The 24,518-nt window shown below is 35.7% G+C and carries 22 protein-coding genes; 13 read left to right on the top strand and 9 right to left on the bottom strand.

Going from position 1 to position 24,518, the window contains the following annotated elements; all coding sequences use genetic code 11:
- Positions 1-23: 23 nt before the first annotated feature.
- The 3 genes from phoR to HX005_RS16280 form a co-directional block, all read right to left on the bottom strand.
- Positions 24-1,382 carry a phosphate regulon sensor histidine kinase PhoR gene (gene phoR, locus HX005_RS16290; protein ID WP_286378160.1) on the bottom strand — a complete coding sequence of 453 codons (1,359 nt, stop codon included), beginning with the start codon at positions 1,380-1,382 and terminating at the stop codon, positions 24-26.
- A gap of 22 nt (positions 1,383-1,404) precedes the next feature.
- Positions 1,405-2,115, bottom strand: a complete 711-nt coding sequence (gene phoB, locus HX005_RS16285; RefSeq protein ID WP_286378159.1) for a phosphate regulon transcriptional regulator PhoB — start codon at positions 2,113-2,115, stop codon at positions 1,405-1,407.
- A 246-nt stretch (positions 2,116-2,361) separates the two neighbouring features.
- Positions 2,362-3,066 (bottom strand): TetR/AcrR family transcriptional regulator, encoded by a 705-nt coding sequence (locus HX005_RS16280; protein WP_286378158.1) that lies wholly within the window; start codon positions 3,064-3,066, stop codon positions 2,362-2,364.
- Positions 3,067-3,271: 205 nt separating this feature from the next.
- Here HX005_RS16280 and HX005_RS16275 point away from each other — a divergent pair, with 205 nt between their 5' ends.
- The 10 genes from HX005_RS16275 to HX005_RS16230 all read left to right on the top strand — a co-directional run bounded on the left by HX005_RS16275 (position 3,272) and on the right by HX005_RS16230 (position 14,081).
- Complete coding sequence (locus HX005_RS16275) at positions 3,272-4,117, top strand: SDR family NAD(P)-dependent oxidoreductase (RefSeq protein WP_286378157.1); 846 nt, start codon at positions 3,272-3,274, stop codon at positions 4,115-4,117.
- Positions 4,118-4,324: 207 nt separating this feature from the next.
- Positions 4,325-6,619 (top strand): YncE family protein, encoded by a 2,295-nt coding sequence (locus tag HX005_RS16270; RefSeq protein WP_286378156.1) that lies wholly within the window; start codon positions 4,325-4,327, stop codon positions 6,617-6,619.
- A gap of 265 nt (positions 6,620-6,884) precedes the next feature.
- Complete coding sequence (locus HX005_RS16265; protein ID WP_286378155.1) at positions 6,885-7,829, top strand: TauD/TfdA dioxygenase family protein; 945 nt, start codon at positions 6,885-6,887, stop codon at positions 7,827-7,829.
- Between the two features lie 117 nt (positions 7,830-7,946).
- Positions 7,947-8,651, top strand: a complete 705-nt coding sequence (locus tag HX005_RS16260; RefSeq protein WP_286378154.1) for a Crp/Fnr family transcriptional regulator — start codon at positions 7,947-7,949, stop codon at positions 8,649-8,651.
- A gap of 108 nt (positions 8,652-8,759) precedes the next feature.
- A complete protein-coding gene (locus HX005_RS16255; RefSeq protein WP_111861524.1) occupies positions 8,760-8,975 on the top strand; it encodes a TOBE domain-containing protein in 216 nt (71 codons plus the stop codon).
- Positions 8,976-8,988: 13 nt separating this feature from the next.
- Positions 8,989-10,494 carry a putative porin gene (locus HX005_RS16250; protein ID WP_286378153.1) on the top strand — a complete coding sequence of 502 codons (1,506 nt, stop codon included), beginning with the start codon at positions 8,989-8,991 and terminating at the stop codon, positions 10,492-10,494.
- A gap of 30 nt (positions 10,495-10,524) precedes the next feature.
- Positions 10,525-11,589, top strand: a complete 1,065-nt coding sequence (locus tag HX005_RS16245; protein WP_286378152.1) for an ABC transporter substrate-binding protein — start codon at positions 10,525-10,527, stop codon at positions 11,587-11,589.
- Between the two features lie 33 nt (positions 11,590-11,622).
- The gene (locus tag HX005_RS16240; protein WP_107009806.1) at positions 11,623-12,465 is read left to right on the top strand and encodes an ABC transporter permease; all 843 of its coding nucleotides are present in this window, start codon (positions 11,623-11,625) and stop codon (positions 12,463-12,465) included.
- An 18-nt stretch (positions 12,466-12,483) separates the two neighbouring features.
- The gene (locus HX005_RS16235) at positions 12,484-13,245 is read left to right on the top strand and encodes an ABC transporter permease (protein ID WP_286378151.1); all 762 of its coding nucleotides are present in this window, start codon (positions 12,484-12,486) and stop codon (positions 13,243-13,245) included.
- Between the two features lie 20 nt (positions 13,246-13,265).
- The gene (locus HX005_RS16230) at positions 13,266-14,081 is read left to right on the top strand and encodes an ABC transporter ATP-binding protein (protein ID WP_286378150.1); all 816 of its coding nucleotides are present in this window, start codon (positions 13,266-13,268) and stop codon (positions 14,079-14,081) included.
- 70 nt (positions 14,082-14,151) lie between these two features.
- Here HX005_RS16230 and HX005_RS16225 read toward each other — a convergent pair whose 3' ends face one another.
- The 4 genes from HX005_RS16225 to HX005_RS16210 form a co-directional block, all read right to left on the bottom strand.
- Complete coding sequence (locus tag HX005_RS16225) at positions 14,152-15,519, bottom strand: MATE family efflux transporter (protein ID WP_107009809.1); 1,368 nt, start codon at positions 15,517-15,519, stop codon at positions 14,152-14,154.
- Positions 15,520-15,635: 116 nt separating this feature from the next.
- Positions 15,636-16,790: a methionine aminotransferase gene (locus HX005_RS16220; protein WP_286378149.1), complete on the bottom strand. Its 1,155-nt coding sequence runs from the start codon at positions 16,788-16,790 to the stop codon at positions 15,636-15,638.
- Between the two features lie 662 nt (positions 16,791-17,452).
- A complete protein-coding gene (locus HX005_RS16215; RefSeq protein ID WP_107009811.1) occupies positions 17,453-18,760 on the bottom strand; it encodes a DUF445 domain-containing protein in 1,308 nt (435 codons plus the stop codon).
- 15 nt (positions 18,761-18,775) lie between these two features.
- Positions 18,776-19,333 carry a CC0125/CC1285 family lipoprotein gene (locus HX005_RS16210; RefSeq protein WP_286378148.1) on the bottom strand — a complete coding sequence of 186 codons (558 nt, stop codon included), beginning with the start codon at positions 19,331-19,333 and terminating at the stop codon, positions 18,776-18,778.
- 162 nt (positions 19,334-19,495) lie between these two features.
- On the opposite strand from HX005_RS16210, the gene HX005_RS16205 reads away from it, so the two are divergent.
- On the top strand, positions 19,496-20,014 hold the full coding sequence (locus HX005_RS16205) for a hypothetical protein (RefSeq protein WP_286378147.1): 519 nt from the start codon (positions 19,496-19,498) through the stop codon (positions 20,012-20,014).
- A gap of 22 nt (positions 20,015-20,036) precedes the next feature.
- Here HX005_RS16205 and HX005_RS16200 read toward each other — a convergent pair whose 3' ends face one another.
- Positions 20,037-20,576: a DUF924 family protein gene (locus HX005_RS16200; RefSeq protein ID WP_286378146.1), complete on the bottom strand. Its 540-nt coding sequence runs from the start codon at positions 20,574-20,576 to the stop codon at positions 20,037-20,039.
- A 208-nt stretch (positions 20,577-20,784) separates the two neighbouring features.
- Here HX005_RS16200 and gshA point away from each other — a divergent pair, with 208 nt between their 5' ends.
- Together gshA and HX005_RS16190 are read left to right on the top strand one after the other, a co-directional pair.
- A complete protein-coding gene (gene gshA / locus HX005_RS16195) occupies positions 20,785-22,362 on the top strand; it encodes a glutamate--cysteine ligase (protein WP_286378145.1) in 1,578 nt (525 codons plus the stop codon).
- A 32-nt stretch (positions 22,363-22,394) separates the two neighbouring features.
- Complete coding sequence (locus tag HX005_RS16190; RefSeq protein ID WP_107009816.1) at positions 22,395-22,895, top strand: disulfide bond formation protein B; 501 nt, start codon at positions 22,395-22,397, stop codon at positions 22,893-22,895.
- Between the two features lie 76 nt (positions 22,896-22,971).
- Here the strand turns inward: HX005_RS16190 and HX005_RS16185 are convergent, their stop codons facing one another.
- Positions 22,972-24,303: a PGAP1-like alpha/beta domain-containing protein gene (locus HX005_RS16185; RefSeq protein WP_107009817.1), complete on the bottom strand. Its 1,332-nt coding sequence runs from the start codon at positions 24,301-24,303 to the stop codon at positions 22,972-22,974.
- Between the last annotated feature and the right edge of the window lie 215 nt (positions 24,304-24,518).

Below are 24,518 nucleotides of genomic sequence, written 5' to 3'. Positions count from 1 at the left end.
TTTGCTTAAACTTGCTAAATGTTTTATTCAGGTTTATATAAACGTTCTTTTGGAAATACCACTTTAAAGGTTGAACCTTGATTTTCTTTTGATTCAACTTCTAAATAAGCATTGTGTTGCATCAATACATGTTTGACAATCGCTAAACCTAGACCTGTTCCACCTGTTTGACGGCTACGTGCGCTATCTACCCGATAGAAACGTTCAGTTAAACGAGGTAAGTGTTTAGGGTCAATGCCAATTCCTGTATCTTGTACAGTAAAATAACCATGTGAACCATCATCATGCCAGCCCATCGTTACTGTGCCACCTTTAGGGGTGTACTTAACAGCATTGGTGATTAAGTTACTAAATGCACTGGCAAGTTCGGTATCTGAACCAATTAAGTCACAATGGCTATCAATATCTAAGTTTAATGTATGCCCATAATCAACATTATAGGCTTGAGCATCATCAAATAATTGATTCATTAAACTAGGCATTTCAATGATTTGGTTTTTAGCAATTTGCTTATTACCTTCAAGTCGAGATAAAAGTAATAAATCATTCACCAAAGCATTCATACGGCGAGTTTGTGATTGCATCTGGTCAAATGCACGTTTCCAACGTGGATTTAGATCTTCTTGATCAGTAAATGTTTCTATATAGCCACTTAGAACAGTAAGCGGCGTTCGTAATTCATGTGAAATATTATCGACAAAATCTTTACGCATTTGTTCTAAGTTGTGGACACGCGTGACATCATAAGCAACCAGTAAACGACTTTCGCTACCAAAACGGGTGAGTTTAATTTGTACATAATGTTCATCATAAACTGAAGATTTGATTTTGATGCCATCAGGCGATTGGTCAATATTATTAAAATATTCAATAAAGCTCGGTTGACGAATAATGGTTAAAATATTACGTCCACGATCGAGCATTTGGATGCCTAACAGTTTTTCTGCTGCAGGATTCCACCATTCTATTTGATGCAGTTCATCGGTTAAAACCACCGCTTCAGCAAGCGCAATCAGTGAAGATTGTGCTCGGTCAATCAATCCAACCATTTCAGCTTGAACAACACGTTCTTGGCGCTGCGCACGATAAACATTAAATAATAATGCGCCCCATATACCACTTAAATTAGGAGGAACATCATAGGGACGGTTAGAAATCCACTCATTCACCAAATACAAAGAGCGAAGTTGGAAAATAAAAAAAGTCGCAAAAGCTAAAGAAATGCAGACCCAAAAATACCCGATCCCAAAACCAATAAAACATCCGATGACTAATAAAAATGCTAAAAGTCGTAAATCTTGTTTGGCAAAAGTCCATAAACTGCTGTAACGAAATTGTTTATGTTCACGTGCAAGATCTGGGACGGGGTAGGGTTCATACATAAAAACAAATTGACCTAAAAAGCTAACCTAAAGCGACATCAGCGCGTGTAGAGAAACGGTAACCTGTACCACGTACTGTTTGTACATAACGGTCTGCGCCATAAGGTTCTAATACTTTACGTAAACGACGAATATGCACATCAATTGTACGGTCTTCGATATAGACATTACCACCCCAAACTTGGTCAAGTAACTGGGCACGTGTATAAGCACGTTCAGGATGTGTCATAAAGAAGGCTAATAAACGATATTCAGTGGGTCCCATTTCTAAAATACTGTTGCCAAAACTCACACGTTGACTTACAGGATCTAAAATTAAACCATTTGCATCAATTGATTTTTCACCACTTAAGGCATTTGCACGACGTAAAACAGCTTTAATACGAGAGACCAATTCACGTGTTGAAAATGGTTTCGTCATATAATCATCTGCACCAGCATCAAGTCCTTGCACTTTGTGATCTTCTTCACCTCGTGCAGTCAACATAATGACTGGGATTTCTGCCAGACTTTCATCACGTTTCAAGCGACGACATAAATCTACGCCACTCACGCCGCCCGGCATCATCCAATCTAATAAAATCAAAGCGGGTCTTTGATCGACAATCATTTGATGTGCTTGTTTGGCATCCTCTGCTTGTAAGCATTGAAAGCCTGCCATATCTAATGAGGTATGGATCATTTCTCGAATCGGAAGTTCGTCATCGACGATTAAAATATAGTCATCTTTCACAACGCAATATCCTATGTATGAACGGTGTACCGTTTTATTATTTATGACAGGCTTATTACAAAGATTAATTATGACAATATCATTGCAAAAAATAGATATCGGCTATTATTTGCAATTTTTTGTGACAAAACTTGTGAATTGATGTGAAATTTCACTTAAAAGAACGATGACATTTTATTTTTACAGTTTAATTAAAAATATCAGGTCTTTTTCTTTCAGAGGCATTTTAGAAGTATTTTGGGCAATTTAGGCGCTTTGTTTTTCTGAAAATGAGTTGAGCAATGAGAAAAAAACAGCTTCACATGCAAATACAACTTGTTCTACAGAAAGTTTAAAGCCACCCATGACCCAACGCACAGCAACTTGGGTTACATAACCATTTAATCCTGTCGAAACCAAGGAAATTTCCTGCTCACTATAGTCGATACGCGGCATCATCAACATAACAAAGGCATGGATCATGCGGTCAAAACGTCCCATAGTTTCATGAATTGTGGCGTGATTATGTAATTCTTGAACCAACATTGCATCAACATAAATAATACGTGCAACACGTGGGTCTGCTTTGAGCATAGAAAATAAAGCCATTAAACCCGAATGAATCATTGGTTTCGGATCTGGTGACGATTGCATGACACCTTGCATCACAGTGTGTTGTAGCTGATCAACTAATTGTAAAAAAATAGTTTGAAACAGCTCTTCACTCTTTTTAAAAGATTCATAAAAATAACGTTCTGTCAGTTTAGCTTCAATACAAACATCTTTGACGGTTACTGAAAAGAAGCCATGAGTACCATAAGTTTCGATCCCTGCTTCAATTAATTTTTCACGACGTGCTAATTTACGCTCAGAAAGAGACATTCCTTTGAACTGTCTTTCTTTCACGAGTTTTTTCGGTGTCTTTTGTTCCTGCACCTGTTGTGTTGTTTCATCTAAAAAATCTGTTGTCATATCAGTGTGTGCCAACTTAATTATGCAAATTGCAAGGTTTGATTCATAAAATCGTTGATGGTTATGTCATGATCCTGAGCAAGTTAATCAACATTGAAAAGCTTAACATATTATATTGACAATAGTCATTGTCAAAATTATAGTGGAGCTGTGAGTGTATGTATATAGAACGTACATACGGCAAAAATTCAAACAAGGAAACTCGATGAAAAATTTTAAAAATAAAGTCGCTGCAATCACAGGTGCAGGCTCAGGTATGGGACAACAACTGGCTATTTTATTAGCAAAAGCAGGTTGCCACCTTTCAATTAGTGATGTGAATGAAAAAGGTTTAGCCGAAACTGTAGAATTAGTTAAACAATATGACGTACGTGTTACATCAAAGAAAGTAAACGTTGCAAAACAACAAGAAGTTAAAGCTTGGGCGGAAGAAACTGTTCAAAATCATGGTTCTGTCAACATGATCTTTAATAATGCTGGTGTAGCATTAGGTGCGACAGTAGAAGGTGAAACTTACGAAGAACTTGAATGGATCGTAGGGATTAACTTCTGGGGTGTGGTTTATGGCACGAAAGAATTTTTACCATACATCAAGAAAACAGGTGATGGTCATATCATCAATACTTCAAGTATCTTTGGTTTAACTGCTCAGCCAACTCAGTCTGGTTATAACGCAACGAAGTTTGCAGTGCGTGGTTTTACTGAGTCTTTACGTCAAGAACTTGATATTGAAAAATGTGGCGTGAGTGCGCTGTGTGTACATCCGGGCGGTATTCGTACCAACATTGCAAATGATGCACGTATGAATGACAGCTTAAAATCATTGGGGATGAATCCTGATAAATCTGCAAAAGCATTTAATAAACTATTACGTAAACCTGCGGTAGAAGCGGCACAAGAAATTTTAGATGCAGTATTAGCAGACAAACGCCGTTTATTGATTGGTGGCGATGCGGTGATTGTAGATTTGGCACAACGTTTATTACCAACGGGTTATCAAAAGCTTGCAACGATGGCAACAAAACTGACCAAGCGTTTTGAACCAAAATAATTGATTTTTTATATATAAAACCGTCAGTTATGACGGTTTTTTTATGACTTTTATTTGATCGTAAAATGACTTAGTCGATGTAAAGATAAGAAAAACTTGGTAAAGCATTTATTTTATATACAATATCATGCATATAAAAAATGATATTTTGAACAAATGATAAATATAGCTTTGATTGCTATGTGATAAAAAATTTGGATGATGATGATGAAAAAGAGCATGTTGGCTTTAAGTCTTGCCGTATTATTTCCTTTAAGTTTAAGTAGTTTTGCTCAAACCCGACCAAATTTAGATGCAAGTGCAACCATACTAAAAGAGAACCAAACATCTGAAAATGAAACAATAGAAGATAACGAAGAACAAACAGATGAAGACCGCTATAAGGAAATTAGACCTGAAATTTTACGGTTATATCCTGACTATGTAAAAGTTGATGATGAAGATGCATTATTTTTTAGATATTTAGAACATTATTATGAACGACAACAGCAAATTCCACGTTTTAATAAGGCGCAAGAACAAATGCAGCGCTATATTAAAGAAAATGCTCAACTTGAATTACGTGCTTTAACCGCAAAAAAATCTAAAATTGATGCCTTGTTGTATCAAAATTTATCTGAAATTTATAGTAATGTTGCTCATATTCAACAACAGATTCAGTTTTATATAGCATTTAATCAAGCCATTTTAAAACTGATCGATTTTAATGCGCCGTTACCTGTTTTAAGTGACAACCAGTATAGACGATATCGCAGTGAAGTCGAAAATATGCAGGGAATCTATCAACAACAAGAAAAACAATTGCTGAAATTGGTGAGGCAAATTGACCAATATCAAAAAATATTAGATGAGTTTCATACAATTGATTCAAAAAGAAATTATAAAAAACATTTGGAAAATATTGCACAGCTTAATCGTTTTGCATTAGAAACAGGGCATTTTTTAAATGCACAAATTAAAGCTTATGATGCATTTTATTTATCAACGCGTTTTTATGATTCATATCAAACCAAAGAAAATTTACAATGGGCTGAAAAGTTTAAAACCTATTTAAATTCAGTTGAGAATCAAAAGAAAACCCAAGCATTATTGGCAGCTTTACCTAAAGCGCAGCCTCAAGCTTCAGAGAGTCATGTACAAACTCAATTAAAGCTTTTAGAAAATGCTGCTGTTCAGTGTCGAAATGTTTGGGATGGTCAAACACCTGATGAATATACTCTTGTACAAGTAGAGTTGTCTGCGCAACAATTTATTGCTAAGTGTCAAAAAACTAAATCAGACTTACAGCAATTTGTACAAAATAACGTGAATTTAGAAGAAATTCCTCATCAAATCGGGAAGCTAGAAAATTTAGATTTTTTAGGCGATTTTAGAATTTATGATCAAGATATTTATTATACGCATTCTGAGAAAAATGCAGTTTATCGTTTCGATAGTAAAACATTAAAAGAGCATTTGATTTATCAACATCCTTTAGAGCAAAAAAAAGATGGTTGTGATCATAATATGTGTCGAGGCGTTGGAGCGACGGATGTCGTTTTGAGTAAAAATGGTCAGATTGCTTATGTTACTTCTTTGGACTATAACCAAGTCTTCGCAATTAATTTATCAAATAATCAAGTCATTGAAAAATATCAAGTTGAACGTTATCCACGTAAATTATTATTAGATGAAAGTGGTGAATATTTATTTGTTTATAATGGTGTTGCAAACAGTATTTCTAAAATTAATCTGCAAACAGGTCAAATTGAACATAAAGCTTTACCTGATGCTTATCAAGGGCATTTTTGTCGTGAAATTGATTTAAGTTTTAGCCCGATCTCAGGAAATATTAAAATTTTAGGTGATTGGTCTGATGAGCCTTATATTTATATGAATACACAGGATATGAGTTTTTATCATAGTCCTTTTGAAGTGCCTTATCCTGTGGTTTCTCATGTCAGTGAATATCGTTATATTGTAAAAGCTAAAGACCGCTATAGTGAATATTTTTCGGTTTATGACACTCGTTTAAACCATTTAGTTCAAAAAGTTGGGCTTAAAGCCAGTCAGGATGAACAGAATGATGATAGTGATTATGCACAAAAATATCGTGAGCTAAATGACATGGGGAATTTAGATCACTTTGGTCATTTTTTTGTTGAAAAGGTCGCAAGTGAGTATAGCTATTTAGACCATCAGGCTGTAGATGATCAAGAAAATGATCAAGAAAGTCATGAAAGATATCAATATTTACTGCATTTTATAGATGCAAAAACAGCATCTGAACATCAGGTAAAATCATTTAAATTGGCTTTTCAGCCTTTTAAAATTGTTGAATTAGATAAGCAAAAAATTTTGGTAATTGGCGCTGTAGATCGTAGTTACGGCGCGCAGCCAAGCAAAATTATCGCGATTTATGATTTAAGTGATACAGAGGCACAGAAAATTATGAAACGTAATGCTGCTAAATTACAAGCACAAACTGTTTTGGACATACAGGATTTAACCCAAGACGATTGATCCAATTTTTTTAATTATTTTATGTAGCTTGAATCTGTTGTTCATTCTATTTTCAATCAGAAAGTGAGCAATGTATTTGAGCTATTTTTTAAAGTTACATCAGTTGTTTGACGACTAAATCATTTAATTTTTCTTCTTTATCTAAAATACAGCATAAAAATGTCGCCTATTTGACAGATTGGAATAAGTCATTCAGGCAAGATGTAGACATAGGCAGAAATGCTGCAATGCAATAGCAAACAATAAAGATATTGAGGAAATAAAGATGAGCCATGACTATAAACATATTCAAGTTAAACCCATTACAGGACGCATTGGTGCTGAAATTGCAAATGTGGAACTATCTTCAGAACTTGAAGCACATGTGATTGATGAAATTAACCAAGCATTATTGCAATATAAAGTGATTTTTTTCAAAGCTCAGCACCATTTAGATGATGCAGGACAAGAGGCTTTTGCGGCACGTTTAGGTACGCCATTGAACCATCCAACAGTTCCTATTAAAAATGGATCAAAGCATATTTTAGAGTTGGACTCGGCACATGGGGCGCGTGCAGACAGTTGGCATACTGATATCACATTTTTAGATGCATATCCTAAAGCGTCTATTTTGCGTAGTGTAGTTGCACCTGTTGCAGGTGGTGACACAGCTTGGGCAAATACCACATCAGCTTATGCGACATTACCAGAAGCGTTAAAAGTATTAGCAGATTCTTTACGTGTGATTCACAGTAATGATTTTGATTATGCAAATAGTGATTTAACCGTCAATAAAGAAGCTTTAGCAAAATATAAAAACTTTTTTAAATCAACAGAATATGAGACAGAACATCCCTTAGTTCGTGTACATCCTGAAACAGGTGAAAAGACATTACTTTTAGGGCATTTCTTTAAACGTTTTGTTGGGTTCAGTAGTAGAGAATCTCGTAAGTTATTTGATTTATTTCAAAGTCATATTGTTAAACAGGAGAATATTGTCCGTTGGCGCTGGGAAGCAGGTGATGTTGCAATTTGGGATAATCGTGCCACCCAACATCGAGCGATTAATGATTATGGAGATCAGCATCGCGTAGTACGTCGCGTGACCTTAGAAGGTGATATTCCTGTGGGAGTTGATGGTCGTCCAAGTCAGACTTTCCATAAAGATGAAAAATTCGATATCAAAGATTATCGTTTGAGTGAAGCGGGCATATATGAAAAAGTTTCATAAAGAAAGCATAAAATTAAAATAACTTTGCATAAATAAATCAATGAAATTTAGAATAAATTATTAGCCCATATTTTATTATCCATCTAGTATTAAATTAAAATATTAGATGGATTTTATATGAAATACTATGATTTAAACTTTAATTTAAACTGTGAAGTGTTGAAGAATATATTTAATCATGTTGCGGATGATCGAATTAAATATATATTAAGTAATTCTATGGTGAAGGTTTTTCAAAAGAATGAATTAATATTAAATGAAAAGAATTGTGCGGATGATTTATATATATTGCTAGATGGAATTATTCATATTGGTTATTTAAGTGCATCTGGACGTTTTCATACTTTTAGTTATTTTTCAGAAAAACATGTGATTAATTTATTGCCTTGTATAAAAGGTTATATCATTGATTATAACTATTATGCTTTTAATCAAGTACGTGTCTTGGTTATTCCTAAAAAAATTATTTTCGAAGAATTAAATAATAACAATAAGTTAAATGAAGATTTTCTTAACATTGTTGCCTTAAGAATGCATCGGCTTATTGCTGAAGTAAAGTTTTTGCATGTCGCTAATTTACATCAAAAAATATGTAAGGTTTTACTGAGCTTATCTCAACAGTACGGGATCCGCCATCCTTTAGGAACTGAAATTTATTTAAAAATATCACAGCATGATTTGGCTGATTTATTATCTAGCTCAAGACAAACAATTAACAAAGAGATCAAAAAACTTTCTGATTTAAATATTATAAATTGGCAATATGAGAATATTATTATCAAAGATAAATCATATTTGGATGGTGTTATTTTGAATATTTAGTTTTGGAATTTTCTTATTTAATAAAACTGATATTTAAATCTGTTTATATTATTTTTTAATGTTTAAAAAATATTACATATTGGTTTTAAATAATCAGAGGGATTTATAATGACCATTCAGTCTATTAATGTTCGTAATCAACTTAAAGGTACCATTCAAGAAATTATTAAAGGTGATGTTGTTTCTGAGGTCGATGTTGTCACAGCCTCAGGCATTTTTACCTCAGTCATTACGACACGCTCTGTTGAACAGCTCGATTTACAAGTGGGTAGCCAAGTTATTGTGCTCATCAAATCGACTGATGTATCACTTGCAAAACTGTAGGTGTATACGTTTTATGAAACAACAATTTAAATGTGTTATTGCAACATTAAGTGTATTAAGTGCCAGTATTTCCTTAAGTCATGCAGACAGTGATGTACAGCAACTACAACAGCAAGTGCTTGAATTAGAAAAGTCTTTAAAAAATTTGAAAGGTGAAATTAATCGTTTAAAAGCGCAGCAAACACCTGTTTCGACAGAGGGAGAGCCAAATCAACGTGTACAACAAGATGAAATCGTACAGAGTACAAATGAGGATTTAGAGGACAACGCTGAACAGAAATATGTCACACAAGCTGAATTTCAAGGGATACAGAGTGATTTAGAAAACTATAAATATCAAGTACAACGTGAGCGTGATACAAAAACAGCCTTATCTACTCGTCAATTATTAATTAACGGTGTGGTACAAGCCAAAGCATCTTATTTAGATGAAGCACAACGTATTTCCCCGAATGCTAAAAATACGAGCTTAGCGGTAAATGATCGTCATTCTTCATTTGACTTGGGCGCTGTACAAATTGGTTTCAATGGCAATCTGTTTAAGGACTATAACCAAGGAAGAAATCTAGACTTTAATTTACGTTTTGGTACTTCGCCACAATCAGGAACAAATAATAGTTATTTAAATCTTCTTGATGCTCAGTTGATTTATAACATTTTACCCACTTTAAGTTTAGATACAGGTCGGTTGACTGTAACGCTAGGACAACAATTACTTCCTTTTGGGCAAGAAGTGCAAGCGACAGAAGACCTTAAGCCAACCATTAATAATGCATTATTTAGCTTACCTGGTTATGGCTATGGTCTAGCCATGCGAGAAGTGGGTTTAGTACTTCGCGGCGATGCTTTTCCAACAGTGGATTATGGTTATAACTATCGCTCGCCTATGCTCAGTTATGCATTTGGTATTGTGAATGGAAATGGCGCAAATAAATCAGATGATAATGACGACAAAAACTTTGTTGGACGTTTACGTTATACCTTACCTGTCGAATATAACTCGTGGTTACGTGAGTTAAGTTTTGGCGTGTCTTGGTACCAAGGAAAAAGTAATTTATTTGATTTGAGTGGTGCTGAAGCTTCATTTGCAGGCAAAGGCGATGTGCTACGCAAAGGCTTTGATATTTATTATAACCATCATCCTTTTGGTGCAACGTATGAATATGTACAAGGTGAAGATGACACCTTTGTTCATGATACGGGTGGCATTTATAACCGTAAAAGTGAGTCGCATACGGGGACTTTATTTTGGAATTTTGGCGAGCAATTTGTCAAAGGCTTCCGAAATCAAGGTCGTTATGATGACTGGTGGCCAAAGTCTTACCAAAGTTTTTATCGTTTTGACAAAATCAATCGTGATAAACATGCGGACAATCAAAGCATTGATATTCATAGTTTAGGTTTAAATGCTTTTTTTGCAGAAACCACCAAGTTCCAACTGAATTTAAATCACATCAATAACGAAATTACCCATCAAAAATATAACGAACTGGTTGCTCAGTTCCAATACGGTTTTTAATTCAAATTTTTAAATAAAGAGGAATACCCAATGGCTTTATGGTCAAAATTAGTATTTACAGGTCTAATCACAACAACATTTTGGACAGTAACACCTGTATTTGCAGCAGAAGCAAAACCAACAGTGATTCGTTTAGCGACACCTTATGTCGGTACAGGGAATCGACCTGTGGGATACAGTAATTATTATTCAACAACACAAACATTAGGCTTGATTGAAAAAGAATTTCAAAAAGATGGCATTAAAGTGCAATGGAATAATTTCAAAGGAGCGGGTCCTGCAATTAATGAGTCTTTTGCCAATGGTCTAGTGGATATCACTTGGTTAGGTGACTTACCATCTTTAATTGGTAAAGCAAGTCGTTTAGATACACGTTTAATTGCAGTGGGCGGAACGAATGATAATGCTTATTTAGCTGTACCAACAGGTTCTACTGCCAAGTCTTTTGCTGATTTAAAAGGTAAGAAAATTGGTTTTTTCAAAGGCACAAGCATTCATTTGTCTTTAATTAGTACATTGAAAAGACAAGGTTTATCTGAAAAAGATTTCCGTTTTGTGAATACCGATGGAGCAGTAGGATATTCAGCTTTAGCCAGTGGCGATTTAGATGCGATTTGGAGTAATCAAACATTATTTCCTGTTGTAGACCGAGGAATTGCCAAAATTATTTATAGTACGAAGCAAGAACCTGCGGTAAATCGTCTTTCAGGTTATGTACTTGTAAATTCAAAATTTGAGCAAAAATATCCTGAAACCGTACAACGGATTGTCAATGTATTGGTGAAACAAGCCGCTTGGGAAAGTGATCCTGCGCATAAAACTGAACTTTTTAAACTTTGGTCAAAGTCAGGCTTACCTTATGCAAACTTTGATAAAGCCTATGCTGGTGTGGACTTAAAACGACATAGTGCTCCTATTTTTGATGGCTATAACATTTCACTGATCAAACAAAAATTAAAGGCAGGTCAAGACCTTAAATTGATTCGTGGCAATATTGATGTAGAGCGTTGGATTGAACCAAAATATGTTAATAATGCATTGAAAACATTGAACTTACAGACATTTTGGACACCTCAAGGTGCAAGTGATAAATAAGCACTTGCACTTTTTGTGATAGGAGATTTAAAAATGTCTCAGGATATTGTTTTTAAACAGACGACAACACATAACACAAAGATTGAAGTGACAAAGAAAGCCTCTTTATGGGCATTTCTCAAAAATAACCGTCAATTTACTTGGCTGATTGGCTCAATTTTTCCATTATTTTTATTATTGCTTTGGCATGTTGCGGTAGAAAAAAGTTGGGTGAATCCTCTGCTATTACCTGCACCAGACTTGGTTTGGACTGCGTTGAAAGACTTATATGAGAGTGGGGAATTATGGGCAAATTTGAGTATTAGCCTGACACGAATCGCTTATGGGTTTAGTGCAGGTATGCTGCTTGCGCTTATTTTAGGTTTGAGCATGGGGCTTTCTCGTACAGTTGAAGCCTACGTGTGGCCGACCTTTAAAGTCATTAATTTAGTGCCTGTCGTGGGATGGATTCCTCTTTTAATTTTGTTGGTGGGTATTGATGAAGCATTAAAAATTATTTTGATTGCAAAGGCAGCTTTAGTTCCAATGACGATTAATATTTTTAAAGGTGTGCGTAATATTCCTGAGTCTTTAACAGAAGTTGTTGATGTTTATCAGCTTAGTACATGGTCACGGTTTAAAAATTTAGTTTTACCCGGCGCTTTTATGAGTTTTATAGGTGGTTTAAGACTTTCTCTTGCAAGTGCATGGGGAGCATTGGTTGCAGTTGAGTTGTTGGCATCAAGTGAAGGAATTGGTTATTTGATGGTATATGGCAGACAAATTTTCCAACTTGATGTGGTGATGGCAACGGTGATTGTGATCGGGTTCGTTGGGTTCTTTTTTGATGTGCTGATTCGTTTGCTGCAAAAGAAACTCAGTCCATGGAATAGTTAAATAGAGGCAGATTAAAATATGAAAAAATTAGACCTTAGAGCTTGGGTCATTCCCATTTTACTCTTGCTAGTGTGGTCTATTGTGACTCAACAGCAATGGGTTGATCGTGCATTACTGCCTTTACCTCAACAAGTTTGGCAGGTTTTTGTAGAGAGTTGGCAGTCTAAAGAGCTTTTTGAAAATATCGGCTATAGCTTGGCACGTAATACTGCTGGCTTTATTGCAGGTGGCATGATTGGCGCATTATTTGGATTATTTTTAGGTTTAAATACTTGGGCAGATCGATTTTTTTCACCGACTTTAAATGCGATTAAACATGTTGCGGTTTTTGCTTGGATTCCATTAATGATCATGTGGTTTGGTAATGCGGAAACTTCAAAAATTATTTTCATCGCATTGGTTGTTTTTTACCCTGTATTTTTTAATACCTATGATGGTGTGAAAAATGTCTCAGAAAAAAATAAAGAGGTCGCCAAAATTTTTCAACTCAGTGCATGGAGTACTTTTTTTAAAGTGATTTTACCTTCTGCTGCACCCAGTATTTTTGCAGGATTAAACATTGCATTGGTTTTTTCTTGGGTGGCTACGATTGGCGCGGAGTATTTCTTTATCGCTGCACCTGGTGTGGTGAATCCTATTTTAGATGGTCAAAATCTCTTTCAAATGGAAGTGGTTTTATATGGGATGGCGATTATTGCTTTGGTGGGCTTAGTCTTTGCCAAAATTGCACAATACTTTGAAAATTATAACCTTCGTTGGCGTCAAGGTACGCATAAATAAGATTTTAAATAGGTATAAAGATGAATCAAAAAGTGAATGCAAATGGACAAGTCACCATCAAAAACTTAAATAAATATTTCAATACTCAAGCTGAGCCATTACATGTATTAGAGCAAATTAACTTAGACATTGCTTCTGGTGAGTTTATTAGTATTGTTGGAAATAGTGGTTGTGGAAAATCAACTTTACTAAGGCTTTTGGTCGGTTTAGATGATGATTTTGAGGGGGAAATTAAAATTGACCAAACGCCAATTCAGGGCACAAGTTTAGATCGAGGGATTGTATTTCAAGATCATCGTTTATTTCCATGGCTCAATGTCGAGCAAAATATTGCGTTAGCTTTGGAAAAAAGTATATTAAGCAAAGCTGAAAAACATGAATTAATTGCCTATCATTTAGACTTAGTACAACTCAGTGCATTTAAAAAAGCTTATCCAAGCCAACTTTCTGGAGGAATGAGCCAACGTGTCGCCATTGCGCGAAGCTTGGTGAATCGTCCACGTATTTTACTTTTAGATGAACCCTTTGGTGCTTTAGATGCTTTAACGAGAGCGAACTTACAACAGGAATTACAACGTATTTTATCTTCAGAAAAAGTGACAACGATTTTAGTGACCCATGATGTAGAAGAAGCAGTGTTATTGGGTGATCGTATTGTGGTGATGCAGCCAAACCCCGGAAGGATTAAACGCATTGTTGATATCAATTTAGAGCGACCACGAAAACGTGAGGATTATCGTTTAACCACAATTAAAAATGATATTTTACAAGATTTTAAAGACCAAAAAATAGTGATAGAACCACATGAATTAGCACGTTATGGCTTAACATGGTAAAGCAAAAGTACAAAAAAATGCCCAAATCTGGGCATTTTTATGGCAAAATTTTAGCGCATAACGACTAGGTTTAAATTAAGACTTTAATGGTTTTTTTCTTCCAAACAAATTGATAATACAAGGCTTGCAGAAGACATAACGAAACAAATGCCAATGCGTAGGCATACCAAATTCCTTTTAAGCCCCACCAATCACTAAATAAATAGGCAGCAGGAACTTCAATCAATAAAATTGCGAGTACATTGATTAACATAGGTGCGGTAACAGTGCCGCTTGCTCGCATGATTGATGCAAAAATAGAGCCTGCACCAAAAAATAAAATAGACCATAACACAATAAATAAAAGGTTTTGCCCAAGCTCAATAACAGAAGGGTCTGTAATAAATAGCGCCATTAAATATTTAGAAAATAAGTAAGCCAATAAAACTAAACTTCCAGTAATCACCAGATTCATAATTAAAGAAGTTCGTGTGACTTTTGCCAATAATTCAGATTTACCTGCACCAATCGCTTGTGCAGCAAAAATAGAGGCTGCAATTGAAATGGACAAGGCAGGAAATTGAATATAGTTAAGCACTTGATTTACTGCACCATAAGCTGCTGTCGCATGCGAACCATAATGATTCACCAAGCCAATAATCACCAAACCAGCCGCAGAAGTGGTGACCATTTGAATACCTGTAGGTATGCCCAAACGTAAAATAATACGGCTCAATTCAGGTTCATGTTTAATGTGGCGCAGTAATGCCATATCGAGTTTTAAGGCATGATTTTTTTTATTTAAATAATAGTATAAAAAAGCTAAAACCGACACATAACCTATACTTGTTGCAATAGCAGGGGCAATAATCCCTAATTTTGGAAAACCAAAATAACCTGCAATTAAAATAGGTGTGACCATCACACCGATCAGAATAGTCATGCCTGACGCAATTAAAGGTGTCGTACTATCACCTACACCACGTAAAATAGATGTATAAATAATATAGATAAATAAAAGAGGACTTCCTGCAAGCATCCATTGCACATAAGGTAAAGACAGATGCATGACATTAGGATCTACGCCTAATAGCAATAAAAGTTGTTTAGCAAAAACTACACCTAAAATAGCAATCAGGCAGCCACCAATTAAGGTCATAAATAAAGTAGAGCCGACCACCATTTTGACTTTTTCAATGTTTTTTGCTCCCCAAGCTTGCCCAACCAAAACAGTTGCACCTGAAGATAAACCAATCACAAAAGCCAATAGAAAAAATAGAATAGGAAAAAAGACAGCAATGGCAGCAATAGCATTGACGCCCATCATTTGCCCAACAAAAATGGTGTTTATTGTGCCCGAAAGATTTTGCAGAATATTTGTTGCAATTAAAGGCGCCAAAAAAATAAGGAAGCCTTTCCAAAATCGAGGATGGTGTAGTAGATTCTCTTTTGCTGACATTCTTAGTTTATGACCCATTCCATTGAAATTGTTTTATAATTCAAAATATCATAATTCTAGAAAAAAGCCTTAGCTTTTAAGTAACTAAGGCAATTGATTGAAGAGAAAAGTAAATTTTAGACTTGAGCTAAGATTTCACAAGCCTGCTGCAAGGTTTCCTGTTTTTTAGCAAAACAAAAACGGATCAGACGTAAATCTTGAGGCGCATTTTTATAAAAAACTGAGACTGGAATGGCGACAATTTTATGTGTTTCAGCAAGAAATTTACACATTTCGATATCATTGAGTTCAGGACGAATGTTGCTGTAGTCTACATTTTGGAAATACGTCCCCTGAGAGGGTGCAAATTTAAAACGTGACTGACTGAGTCCTAAGTTAAACATATCGCGTTTTTGTTGATAAAATGCAGATAAATTTTCAATATGTTCAGGATGTTGCTGCATAAAATTAGCAAGCGCAATTTGAATAGGTGTTACACCACAAAAATTAGCAAATTGATAAACTTGACGGAAAACAGTCATTAATTGTGGTGCAGCAATACAGTAGCCTGTTTTCCAACCTGTAACATGGAAAGTTTTACCAAAAGAACCAATCACAAAACTGCGATCACGTAGTTCAGGGAATGAGAGTGCAGAATAATGTTTCTGATCGTCAAAAACTAAATGCTCATAAACCTCATCAGACAACACCACAATATTTTTATCTTGAATTAAATCAATTAGATTTAACCAATCTTGCTTTGACCAAATCGCCCCAGTAGGGTTATGTGGTGTATTCACAATAATCATGCGTGTTTTATCATTGATTGCGGCTTGGACTTGATTCCAGTCTACAGAAAAATCAGTGCTGTTTAAGGCAATATGAATTGCTCGACCACCCACCAACTGTATGCTTGGTGCATAACTATCATAGCTTGGGTCAAAAATAATGACTTCATCATCTGCATGAATAAGTGCCTGAATTGCTGAGAAAATACCAATGGTTGCACCGGGTGTAATGGTAATTTCGGTAAGGGGATTTAGATCTAATTGATCACGCTTTAAAAATTGTTGTGCGACTTGCTCGCGCAATGGCAAAAAACCATCACCTGCGGCGTATTGATTAAAGCCATCTAAGGTTGCTTGACTCAGTGCATTTAATAATTCGGGTGGTGCAGCAAAATCAGGAAAACCCTGTGATAGATTCAGTGCATTTAAACGCTGAGCCATTGCACTCATGATGCTAAAAATAGTGATGCCTTGCGCTGGGAGTTTAGAATGGATTTCGATCATGGCGATATTAGTTTTATTGAATGAATAAAGATGAGTTTAGCAGGGGCTTTAAAATACAAAAGCAAAATTTACACAACGGGATCTTACATCTAAAGTTGAAATTTGGGATTAGCCACTGCGTCTTGCGCTTCGTCAAAGTATACTTTGACTTGCTCAGGCTCGACCTACTCTTACGAAACGATGTTTCTCATTCGGCAAAAGTAGGCAAAACCATCTTGCGGACTCAAAATATATTTTGAGGATCCTCACCGCAAAATTCGTCGACTACCGCAAATTGATAAATACATCGCAGAAACATTTCTACCCAAAGTAGTCCTGCCTCAAACACGTTGCGGATGACGTTTCCGCGTATCCACATTTTTCTAGCTCCAAAGTTTAATTTTAGAGTTACTACGTAACATCAGTTAGAAAAATAAGATAAATGAAAAAAAAGCCTGACATCCTGTCAGGCTTTTTTTGTATTTGTTACTCAGGTATAACTCCTGTTGTACCTACATGTCCTTTGTTGTCTTTTCTTATTTTTTTCTGGAGCATCCTGCTCTCTATAAATCTATAATATAAATTTTGAATAAAGTTGTATATTGGTTAAATCCCTCATAGGTTGTACGCTTAAACGTACAAATTACAATAAATATATGTTTTTGAATGATGCTTTAAATTCACTAAACCATAAAATCAATTGCTGCGCGAATCACACCTAAAGTTAGACCAATAAAAGCACCAACAACAACACCATTGACGCGAATCATGTGCAAATCACCACCCACTTCATTCTCAATTTTATCAATCATTTCACGAGAGTCCCATTCATGAATACGTTCACTGATAAAACGAATGACTTTTTCGCTATATTGATCACTTAAATGAATTGCCATTTCACTCATACGTTGGTTAAGTAATTGGCGTACAGATTGATTGGCAATGAGATTTTCACCGACTTGTTGAATTGCTACACGTAAATTTGTGGCTATACCTGAGTCCGCTTTCATTAAGTCTGATTTAATTGCATCACATAAAATAACCACTGCACCTGTAATGAAATTCAACACAGACTCACTATCAAGAAGGGCATTTTTAGTTTCATTCAGGCGAATACTTACAGCACTTTGGTTGTCCGCAAGTTGGAGCATCAAATCATGTGTAAGTTCTTCAAGTTTTTTACGAAATGAATGCTCAGGGTCAGCCAAAATCGCTTCAACTTTTTCAAGTAATGAATCAATCGTACGCTGTTGAACATCAATCCCGATCCAACTTGCACCTTTAGCCAGTTTCCAAACGCCTAATTCTTTAAATAGACGTCGAGTTAAATCTTGTGTTTGTTCAGGATGATGGATCATCCATTCATGTGCCATATCTAAGCCACGTTGTAGCACATCTTGGTGGAAGTCATTTTCTAAAACAGCACGCAGCATTTCACTGGCTAAATGATTAATACGTGTATTTTTAATCCATTGAACGCTATTATTTTGAATGAAATTTCCAATTTGTTGTTGCCCCACAAAGTCGAAAATTTTAGGTACTGTTTGTTGGATGACATCTGTCACTTGGCTGTTATTTTTGGGATCGGCAAGCCATTGCCCAACAGCTAAAGTGAGGTCAGTTTTCTGTAAACTTTTTTCAACAATTTGCGGTGAAAGAAAATTTTCCTGAACAAATTTACCCATAGACTCAGCAATACGTGCTTTGTTGCGTGGAATAATTTCAGTGTGATCTTTTAAAAACTTAGGAATAGGAATTTTGCCAAAAGGGTTGCGAAATAATACCGTAATCGCATACCAATCGGCTAAACCACCGACCACACCTGCTTCTGCACCGAGCATCAAGATATGAATAAACCATGCATATTCGGGCATGAGTTTGGCTGAAATAATCAATAAAAACCAAGTAACAATTGCCACAATGAGTGCAATTGTGGCAAAGCGTTTACTTCGATTTAAACTGGGTACATTTGCAACTTCAGTCTTACTCATTCAGCACCTTAAACGTTATTGTTTTGTTGATGTTACATCAGTTATCTGAGGTTGGAGTACTTGTCCTGTCGGACTAAGCCCATATTTTTGACCCAATGATTGCAAAATTAAACGAGCATCAAAAGCATCAGTAGGTGCAGATTTTTGGTCTTTAAAGCATTCAATTGTATATGCAACTTGCGTAGGATCTAGAGTAACCACTTGCGGCATATCATAAAATGGGTCGAAAAATGCGCCATGACGTCGATATCCATAAGGATAATAATTTGGTGTTGGATATACGACGGCTTTACGTGGAGGTTGTTGAGTACGATTGCTTGGATCATCAAGGACTTTAAAAAATTGGAAGCCATTTTGTACTGTCGTTTGTGCAGATTTTAACAATGTAATTTCTTCGGCTGTGCCATAACTCATATTACGTGTTTGAAAACTGATACGAAAAGTATGGGCATTTAATGGCAAAGTTGAAAATTGCCCAAGCTGATCAAAAGTAAGTGGTTTACTTGGCGTCGTCGCACAACCTGTCATTGTGAGTGTTGCAACAATGCTTAAACACATCCATAGATTTTTCATGTTTTGCTCCTTCTCAGCGTGGAAAAGAAATCTATAAAATGGGAGAAATTTATCTTTTATAATCTTATTCTACGTTGATGGATTGAGCATGAATTTCAAGAAGATTTTTGTTAATTCAAAAGCAGTATATAATTACACAGTGGAATAAAAATTAGATCAATGATGCAAAATATTAATTTCGAATTGGGGCGTTTGGCTGGAATTTTAGATACCTTTGCATTGCTTAATACAAAGACCAATCATGATTATAGCTTTGAAATCGTTAATCTTCAGGTTTGTGAGCAAAGTCAAATTGCATTTCAACACTATTTTTTAGAGATTTACCCAGCAGCTTCAATTACATTTGAGGAATTGTCTCTTACTGATTTAAAAGTGCGTGATGTACTCAGAGCATGGCTTTTTAGTTATCAAAAATCTGACAATATTGATGACGAGCCGATTGGTTCAGGTTCGGGCTTGTGCTATTTGGATGATAAATATCAGGATTTTTATCTTACTTCTATTGATGTACAACTTGATTATGTACAAAAAATACTTGAAAAGATAAAGCTTTTACTCAAAGTACAAAAAATTTATCAAGTCGATGTGCAGACACATTCATGGTATGAGTGCGTTTGGAACGATTTTATTTTTGAAGGTCAAGATGGAAGTATTTTCCTCCATCTTGGTGTATCTGACTAAAAAGAAGGGTATCTGTCTGAGATTAAAAACGGCTATTAGGTTGTTTTAAAAACTCAATTTCTTCGGGTGTAGATGCACGCCCTAAAACTTCATTGCGATGTGGATAACGTCCAAAACGATCAATAATGACTTTATGTTTTTTTTCAAAATCTAAATTGATCGGGTTGCCTAAAGCCTCAAATAATTTTAATGCTTCTTCATGAATCACTTTTGACTCACTATGCATAAATGGCATATACAAAAATGAACGTTGCTCAGGTTGTAACTGCAGATCTAAACCCAGTTGAATTGTTTCTTGGGCAAGAGCTAGTGCTAAAGCATCTTGAGCAAAGGCTGCTGCTTGATCACGGTATAAATTTCGAGAAAATTGATCGAGTACAATGATTTCTGCCAAACGTCCTTCTGCATTTTCACGCCATGTCCAAAGCTCTGCTTGTTTGGCTTGATTTAAAATATCAGCAAAACGCTGATGCAATTTTTGATCAAAATCAGTACTTTTTTGAAACCAAAAAGGCTGAGTGTCGGCATTAAACCAAAAATTAAGGATATCTTGATATTTCATAGGTTTTGATCTTTTGTAAACTAATTCTTTTATAAAATCACAAATTTAACATGTCTAAAAGGCTTAATTTGTGATAAAAAAATGCCGAAATAAAATGAATATTCTATTTAAAAGTTTGGCAGCTATGCCAGTATATCGATAATTCACGTTATACTGCGTCATCAGAAATATTTTATTTTAAAAATTCTTTAAGATAAGTGAGTAACTAATGAGTCAACCCGAAGCAGTTTTTCCTACAGTTTTACCAGTTTGGGTTGATTCTGCATTATTCAAAGGCATGTTGCGCGGTATTGAGCGTGAAAGCTTGCGCATGCAAAGCAATGGTTTTTTATCCCAAGCCGATCATCCTAAGACACTAGGTTCAGCGCTGACCCATCCACATATCACAACAGATTACTCTGAAGCGTTGATGGAGTTTATTACACCACCAAAAGAGAGTATTCCAGAAGCGCTCAGTTATTTAACAGATATTCATGCGGTTGTGCATCGTCATTTAGAAAATGATGAAAAACTCTGGCCTTTATCTATGCCATGTATGTTGGATGACCAAGAAGAAAATATTCGACTAGCACAATACGGCAGTTCAAATATTGGTAAATTTAAAACGCTATATCGTCATGGTTTAGGCATTCGTTATGGTCGTCGTATGCAGACCATTTCAGGTGTTCATTATAATGTTTCATTTCCTGATCATTTATTTGAACAATTACAACAACATGAAACCGACGATGAATTAAAAAATCTGAGTTTACAAGACTATCGTAGTCATCGTTATTTAGGCTTAGTGCGTAATTTTATTCGTTTAACCCCTTTGGTGATGTATTTGGTGGGAGCAAGTCCATCTGTCTGTAAATGTTTTATGACAGGACGAGACCATCATTTGTTGCCTTTGGTGAAAGGTACTTTATTTTCTCCATATGCGACTGCTTTACGTATGGGACGCTTTGGTTATCAAAATTCTGCCCAAAAACAATTGGGAATCCATTATAACAACCTTAAATGTTATGTTGCAGAATTACAAAAAGCAGTCAATACACCTTATGCACAGTTTAGCCATTTAGGTCTAAATGATGAACAAGGTGAACCTATTCAGATCAATGACCATGTACTGCAAATTGAAAATGAATATTATAGTTTGGTACGCCCAAAGCAAGTGCCACAAGCAGGGGAAACACCCTCTGAAGCTTTAGCTAAACGCGGCATTGGTTATGTAGAATTGCGCGCTGTTGATGTTAACCCTTATGTTGCAATTGGGATTGATGAAACAACGGCAGGCTTTTTAGAAGTTTTAGCCTTGTATTGTTTACTCAAAGATAGTCCTGAACTTTTAGAAAAAGAACAGGATATGATTGAAAAAAATCAAAATGAAGTGGTCAATCGTGGACGTGCAGAAAATGTGATGATCCAAGAGCTTGATGCTGAATATCCACTTCGAGAATGGGCAGAACATCATATTCAAGCCATGCAAGCTTTGGCTGAAATGCTCAATCAAAGTTATGAAACGACACTTTATGTAGATGCTTTAACTGTAATGCAACAACGTATCAGCGATGTTGATCAAACACTATCTGCGCAAGTGATTGAAGATACTTTACAAAGCGGTGGAACGTGGAGCTTTGGTAGTGAAATGGCACATCGCCATGTAAAATATTACGAACAACATGTATTAAGTCCAGAAACTTTAGCGTATTTTGAGCAACTGACAGCATCATCATTGCAACAACAACAGCAACTTGAGCAAGAAACAGATTTAAGTTTTGAAGACTATCTTGCCAAATTTAGATGATATAAATTAGAGAAAAAATTAGAGGAACAGCCATGCAGTGGCAGAGTTACCGTGTTGTAAGTGGTTTTTTATTTTTGGCAAGTGTTATTGGGATGGCATTTGCTTTGTATTTAGAGCATGTACAAGGTTTAGACCCGTGTCCACTTTGCGTTTTTCAACGTGTTGGTTTGATTGGTTTAGGTCTTATTTCTTTAATCGCCTTACTGCATAATCCTAAAACAAATGTATTTAAACGTTTTTATGCATTTTTAGGTACTTTAGCGATTGCTTGGTCTGTAGGGGTTGCTGCCCGTCATGTTTGGTTGCAAAATTTACCTAAAGACCAAGTACCAAGTTGTGGACCGGGCTTAGATTATTGGGTAGATACATTGCCATTAAAGGCAGTTTTTGAAAATGTACTCAAGGGATCTGGTGAATGCGCTATGGTTGACTGGACATTTCTAGGACAATCACTACCTGTTTGGTCATGCTTATTTTTTAGTGTTTTGACCTTGATCAGTTTATGGCAGCTTTTCCGAAAATATCCTGCTTAAACTAAAAATGCCAACATGAGTTGGCATTTTTTATATCAGGACAATTTATATTAAGATAGTTTTATATCGAGATCATTTAGGTTTCAACAATACCACGCATACTTTCAAGCTTGATCAAGTACTTACGAATCTGCTCTTCTGCGATTTCGTCATGATGAGGATAAAACCATTTTGCAACTTGTTCGGCAACATCAGGATGGTATTGAATATCAAAATGATTTAACCCATAAAATACTGCTTTATGTGATTCAGGTAATTTAAGTTGAAACTTAGGATTTGGATGTTCACCTAAAGCACTTTTTACACTGACCAGATAATCACCAATTACTTTTAAAGTTCGATTTTTACGATTTTCAAACTCAAGTGTACCCGCAACTAAATAGGTATTAATGTACGATGGCAACGGTGCAGGTTTACGATTATCATCCATTAAACCAATACGTGCATGATTATGTTCCCAATCATCATCACGCACACTGCCAAAACGTAAATCTAAAATACCATTACTGCGAATATTGACAATATGACTGACCAGTTTGACCAAAGGGAAATGACCAATTTTGTCTTGTAATGCAAAACCAAAGCGTTCTAGTACAGCACCATGATGCGGTGAGCCTAAGCAAACGAGATTTTCAACCAGATGAATCCAGTTATGCATATTTTGCTTACCATAGAACAGGGCGCTACGAGCAACTAAGCCACCCATACTATGCCCAATTAAATCAATACTGGTAATGCGTGGATTACGTTTGATTAAATCTTCTAACAAATTTGAAAAAGAGCGACCATTTGCAGAAATACGACGACCTGTATTGTAGTGTAAATAGAGCATCGTATTATTATCGCGTTGTGCAAGGAGTTTTTCTCCAATACCGCCATTACCACGATTGCTCCAATCCAGATGGTTCATACATAAGCCATGAGCAAAAATAACCACTCTTCCTGCTAAATCACCTTTCTGAATTGCACCATAATGGTCATATACAACAGTCGATAACGCTAAAGGATTATGAGTCGCTAAAAGATAATCGCCTAAAACACCATTTAAAGCGCTGACTAAAAAATTAAGTGTTGGGGTCAATGGTTTATCATGGAGCTTTGGAAAATGCTCAATCACTTTACGTAAACTGGGTGCTAAAAAATAATGCCCATAATTTTGTAGTGAGTTAAAACCAAATTGGTAAATTTTTTCTACATAAGGACGCGCTTGGAAGCGTTTAGCTCTTTGCTTACTTAGACCAAACACACTGAGTAAAACTTCACGTTGTAAGGATTGGATGAGGTCTTGTACCACGCTAGTAAACGGTGTACTGACCAATTGCGCTAAGCCTTCGAGAACATCAGCTTGACTCGGAGGGGAGCGATCCCATTTACAATATGTTTCATGTAGTGGTGTTAAACTTGCCATAGATTGCTATCCTCTAAATGATTACACACATGGGTTGATGTGTAAAATCAAGGCTTATATCCTTATGTCATTATATTATTCATCTTGAAACTTATTTAGCATACTGTTTCAGGTTTTAGTACAGTGTTTTTTTTGTCCGACAATAAACTGTGTTATACAATTTATAACATTTTGTGATTTATGTCGCATTTTAACTTATATCAGCTCTTTGAAAT

The organism is Acinetobacter sp. R933-2 (genome assembly GCF_030325485.1).
Lineage (GTDB): Bacteria > Pseudomonadota > Gammaproteobacteria > Pseudomonadales > Moraxellaceae > Acinetobacter > Acinetobacter sichuanensis.
The sequence above is the reverse complement of the archived record's forward strand: the minus strand, read 5'-3'. Positions and strand labels throughout refer to the sequence as shown.